This is a genomic window from Protofrankia sp. CiP1_Cm_nod1, assembly GCF_920888515.1.
GTDB lineage: Bacteria > Actinomycetota > Actinomycetes > Frankiales > Frankiaceae > Protofrankia.
On the sequence record NZ_CAKKTM010000132.1, the window covers coordinates 40,146 to 44,754 of the forward strand.

Here is a 4,609-nt window from a genome sequence, read left to right on the forward strand (position 1 = left end):
TCGTGAACGTGAAGGAGGACTCCGGTGGCCGATGCCAACGTGCGGATTCCCGTGGAGGCCCGAGACCGGCTGGCCGCGGTGGCGGCGGCCGAGGGGCTGTCCCTGCGCGCCTACCTGGCCCGGCTGGCCGCCACGTTGCTGACCCCGGCCGAGCGGGCCGCCCGCGCCGAGCAGGCCCAGGCCGCGCTGCGGGCGTGGAACGGCTACGACCCGACCGAGGACGAGACCACGCGGCTGGACGCGGAACTGGACCGGCGCCTGGGCCGGACGACGGAACGGTGACGGATCAGTGACAGCACGGTGACGGACGTTCTGCACGTCGTCCTCGACGACGCGGCGATGGTCGCTGCCGGCTACGGCAACCTGCTGGCCTCCCGGCTGATCCACCGGGCGCACACCGAACCGGACTGGTTCCTCTACGCGCCGACGTGCGCCCTGGTGGAGGCGGACCGGACCCGGCCCGGGACCGCCGGGCACATCGCCGCCCTGCCCGCGGTCACCGTGCTCGAGCTGGACCTGGCGGCCGCGCTCGCCGTCGCCCGCGGCACCGGCTGGGCGACGGCGCACACCCGCCACGCCGCCGCCCCCACCCCGGACCGCCCCGACGGCGCGCTCGTCGCGACCACAACCCCGGACCGATGGGCCGGCCACCCGGTACGCATCCTCGACCTCAGCCAGTGACCGGCCGCCTGCCCCTGCCCCGGCCAGGGGCAGGGCACCGGCAGCTCATCGCTGAGGCTGATGTTTTCCCTCGACGGAGACGATCAGGGCGTCGGTGCGTGCCCACACCTCACCCTGCCGTACGCCGCAGCTCCTCCAGCCGGGCGTACTCGGCCGCCAGGTGGTCCGAGGTGACCCCCAGGGCGGCGTTGCGCTGCTGCTGGCGGGCGAACCGGGCGGTCCAGATCGACTCGGCCAGCGTCTTGTCCACCCACGCCGACAGCGTCATCCCGGCAGCGGCCGCGGCGGCGCGGGCCTGCTCGAGAGTCGCGGCCCGCACGGACATGTTCAGGTCCGGCACGCCAGAAACCATACGGCGGACCATCACACGGTTGATGCGGTACCGACTGGATGGTGAGACGCGCCGCCCTGTGCCCGCCTCGCGCTCTGTGTCCGCCGGTGGCGGGGCTTCTTGTCCGTTGGTTTCTGTGGGTTGTGGGAGGCTGCTGGGATGGACCTCGGCTTCACGCCCGACGAGGAGCGCTTCCGCGCGCGGCTGCGGGCCTGGCTCGCCGACAGCGTCCCGCCGGGGTGGCGGTCGCCGTCGTTCTGGGCCGGTATTCCCGAGGCCGACGCGTTCGAGCTGCGCCGGGAGTGGGAGCGGCTGCGCCACCGCGCCGGCTTCGCCGGGATCTCCCTGCCCCGGGAGTACGGCGGCTATGGCGGGACGCCGGGCATGCAGGCGATCCACGACGAGGAGAGCGCGCGGGCCCGGGTGCCCCACTCGGTCAACCAGATCGGGCTGACCTTCCTGGTGCCCACCGTCATGGCGGTCGGGACCGACGAGCAGAAGCGGGAGATCATCCCGCCGCTGCTGCGCAACGACGTCATCTGGTGCCAGGGCTTCTCCGAACCCGGCGCCGGCTCGGACCTCGCGGCCCTGCGCACCACCGGCGTGCTCGACGGCGACGAGTTCGTCGTCACCGGCCAGAAGGTGTGGACGACCAACGCCGCGCACGGGGACAGGATCTTCACGCTGGTCCGCACCGAACCCGGCTCGCAGCGGCATCACGGCCTGTCCATGCTGCTCGTCGACATGCGCCAGGACGGGGTCGAGGCCCGGCCGCTGCGCCAGATGAGCGGGGTGAGCGAGTTCGGCGAGGTCTTCTTCACCGACGCCCGGGTGAAGGTGGCCGACTGTCTCGGCGGGGCCGGCAACGGCTGGGCCACGGCGATGCTGCTGCTGTCGTTCGAGCGCGGCGCCTCCGGCCTGGCCCAGTACACCGCCTTCCGCCGCCAGTTCGACGAGATCGTGGCGGCGGCCCCGCCCGGGCGGCTCGACGACCCCGTCCTGCGCCAGCGGCTGGCCCAGCGGATCGTCGACCTCGAGTGCCTGCGCTACCACGCCATGCACGTGCTCACCCAGGTCGAGCAGGGGGAGGAGCTCGGCGCCGGGTCGTCGCTGACCAAGCTCCAGTGGTCGCAGACACACCAGCAGCTGTGGGAGACCTTCGACGACCTGCTCGGCCCGGAGGCCACGCTGGCCCGGCCACGGCCCGGCACGGACCTGCGCGCCATGCACCGCGAGGCGATGTGGTCGCGATCGGTCACCATCTGGGGCGGGTCGTCCCAGATACAGCGCAACATCGTCGCCGAGCGTGTCCTCGGCCTGCCCCGATAGCGTCCCGGGCATGTACTTCGCGCTGACCGAGGAGCAACGGGCGCTCGGCGACACCGTCCGTGACTATCTTGCGGACAGGTTCGACCTGACTGCCGTCCGGGCGGTCTTCGAGGACGTCGACGGTGACGGCCATCCCGCCGAGCTGTGGAAGACCGCCGGCGAGCAGGGCTGGCTGGCCGTGCTCGTCCCGCCGGAGCACGACGGCCTCGGCCTCGGCCTGGTGGACGCCCAGGTGGTCGCCCGTGCCTTCGGCGCGGGCGTCGTCCCCGGGCCGTGGCTGCCCACCGTGCTCGCCGGGGAGGCCGTCCGCCTCGCCGGGTCGGACGAGCAGCGGCGCGCCCTGCTGCCCCGGATCGCCACCGGTGACCTGGTGGCCACGGTGGCGCCGCGCGGCCCTGAGAGCCGGTACGACCCCACGGGCGTACGGGTCACCGCCGACGCGGCGGGCCGGCTCACCGGGACCGCGCTGCCCGTCGAATACGCCGGGGTCGCGCGGACCGTGGTCGTGGCCGCCACCGAGCCGGCCGGGGAGACCGGGCTGTACCTGGTGGACCCGCGTTCACCGGGCGTCACCGTCGACAGCCTGGACAGCTACGACGGCACGGTGCGCACGGCGTCGCTGACCCTCGACGCGGCGGACGCGCGGCGGCTGTCCGGGTCGTCGGCCGACGTCCTCGCCGAGCTGCTGGACCGGGCCGCCGTGCTCACCGCCGCCGACCTGGTCGGCCTCGCCCGCGAGGCGCTCGGACGCACCGTCGCCTACGACCGTGACCGGGTGCAGTTCGGCCGGCCGGTCGGTTCCTTCCAGGCGCTCAAGCACCATCTCGCCGACCTGCACCTGGCCGTGACCATGGCCGAGCATGCGGTGCTGTACGCGGCGCACGCGCTCGACGCCGGGCTCGCCGACCGCCGGCTCGCGGCCGCCGTGGCCAAGAGCAAGGCCGGTGACGCCGCCCGGGAGGTGACCGGGACGATGATCCAATACCACGGCGGGATCGGCTACACCTGGGAGCACGAGGCCCACTTCTTCTACAAGCGGGCCAGACGCGAGATCTACAGCTATGGCGACCCCGACCACCACCGCGAGCGCATCGCCGCCCTCACCCTCGGGACGCCATCCGCGCCGGCCCCACCGGCTACGGCCTAATCATCGACCACGGTGAGGGGCTGGCGGACGAGGGCCTCGGCGGTGGGGAGGGCGGCCTGGCGGTCGGCCGGGACGAGGCCGATGCGGGTGCGGCGGTCGAGCAGGTCGTCGGCGTCCAGGGCGCCCTCGTGGCGCAGGGCGAACAGCAGCTCGGCGCCGGTGACCTCGACGCCGTCACACAGCGGCGCGAGCAGCCCGGGGTCGCCGTGGGCGCCCGCGATCACCGCGGGCGCCTCGGCGCCGTAGCGGGCGACGAGTCTGGGCGGGGCGGCCACGGTGGCGAGCCGTGACCAGCTGGCCGCGCCGACCAGCGGCAGGTGCCGGGTACGGCACGGCCCGGCGTCCAGCTCGCCGGCGCGGACCAGCGTGTCCACGGCGTCGGCGGCCATCCGGCGGTAGGTGGTGAGCTTGCCCCCGACGACGGTGACCATGCCGTCGGACGAGGTGATCACCGCGTGCCGCCGGGACAGGTCCGCGGTGCGCCCGGCCGCGCCCGCCAGCAGCGGCCGCAGCCCGGCGAAGGCGCCCAGGACGTCGGCCCGGCCCACCGGCACCGCAAGCACGCTCGACAGCACGCCGAGCAGGAAGTCCACCTCGGCGGCGGTCGGCACCGGCACGTCGACGACCGTGTCGACCGGTACGTCGGTGATCCCGACGTAGACCCGGCCGCCCGGCTGGGGCAGCGCGAACACGTACCGGTTGCGCTCGCCGGGCACCGGGATGAGGATCGCCGTCCGCAGGCCGGCCAGGGCGCTGTCCGCCACCACGAGGTGGGTGCCGCGGCTGGGGCGCAGCCGCGCGTCGGCGCACAGCTCGCCCGCCCACACGCCAGTGGCGTTCACCACGCAGCGCGATTTCAGCGTCAGCAGTGAGTTGCTCAGGGTGTCGACGGCGGTGGCGCCGCTGCCGTCGGCCTCCCGCACCCGGCAGCGGGTGATGACGCGGGCGCCGTGCCGGGTCGCCGTCCGGGCGATCGCCACCACCAGCCGCGCGTCGTCGACGAGCTGGCCGTCCCAGGTCAGCAGCCCGCCGCGCAGCCCGGCGGCGCGCAGCGCCGGCACCATGTGCCGGGCCTCGACAGCGGTCAGCCGCCGCCGCCCGGGCAGCACCTGTCTCTTATA

General features: G+C 74.5%; 6 protein-coding genes. 4 read left to right on the top strand and 2 right to left on the bottom strand.

What is annotated here, in order from left to right; translation table 11 throughout:
• Nucleotides 1–24: 24 nt before the first annotated feature.
• Entirely contained in the window at nt 25–282 is a 258-nt protein-coding gene (locus NBX02_RS06330) for a hypothetical protein (protein WP_250283046.1), read from the top strand.
• Nucleotides 283–300: 18 nt separating this feature from the next.
• The gene (locus tag NBX02_RS06335; protein ID WP_250283044.1) at nt 301–681 is read left to right on the top strand and encodes a hypothetical protein; all 381 of its coding nucleotides are present in this window, start codon (nt 301–303) and stop codon (nt 679–681) included.
• A 109-nt stretch (nt 682–790) separates the two neighbouring features.
• Here NBX02_RS06335 and NBX02_RS06340 read toward each other — a convergent pair whose 3' ends face one another.
• Entirely contained in the window at nt 791–1,021 is a 231-nt protein-coding gene (locus NBX02_RS06340) for a hypothetical protein (protein ID WP_250290420.1), read from the bottom strand.
• 150 nt (nt 1,022–1,171) lie between these two features.
• Here NBX02_RS06340 and NBX02_RS06345 point away from each other — a divergent pair, with 150 nt between their 5' ends.
• Nucleotides 1,172–2,341 (top strand): acyl-CoA dehydrogenase family protein, encoded by a 1,170-nt coding sequence (locus NBX02_RS06345; RefSeq protein WP_250290422.1) that lies wholly within the window; start codon nt 1,172–1,174, stop codon nt 2,339–2,341.
• A 10-nt stretch (nt 2,342–2,351) separates the two neighbouring features.
• The gene (locus NBX02_RS06350) at nt 2,352–3,488 is read left to right on the top strand and encodes an acyl-CoA dehydrogenase family protein (protein ID WP_250283038.1); all 1,137 of its coding nucleotides are present in this window, start codon (nt 2,352–2,354) and stop codon (nt 3,486–3,488) included.
• Here NBX02_RS06350 and NBX02_RS06355 read toward each other — a convergent pair.
• On the bottom strand, nt 3,485–4,609 hold a 1,125-nt coding region (locus tag NBX02_RS06355), incomplete at its 5' end, for an FAD-dependent oxidoreductase (RefSeq protein ID WP_250290423.1). The genes NBX02_RS06350 and NBX02_RS06355 overlap by 4 nt on opposite strands.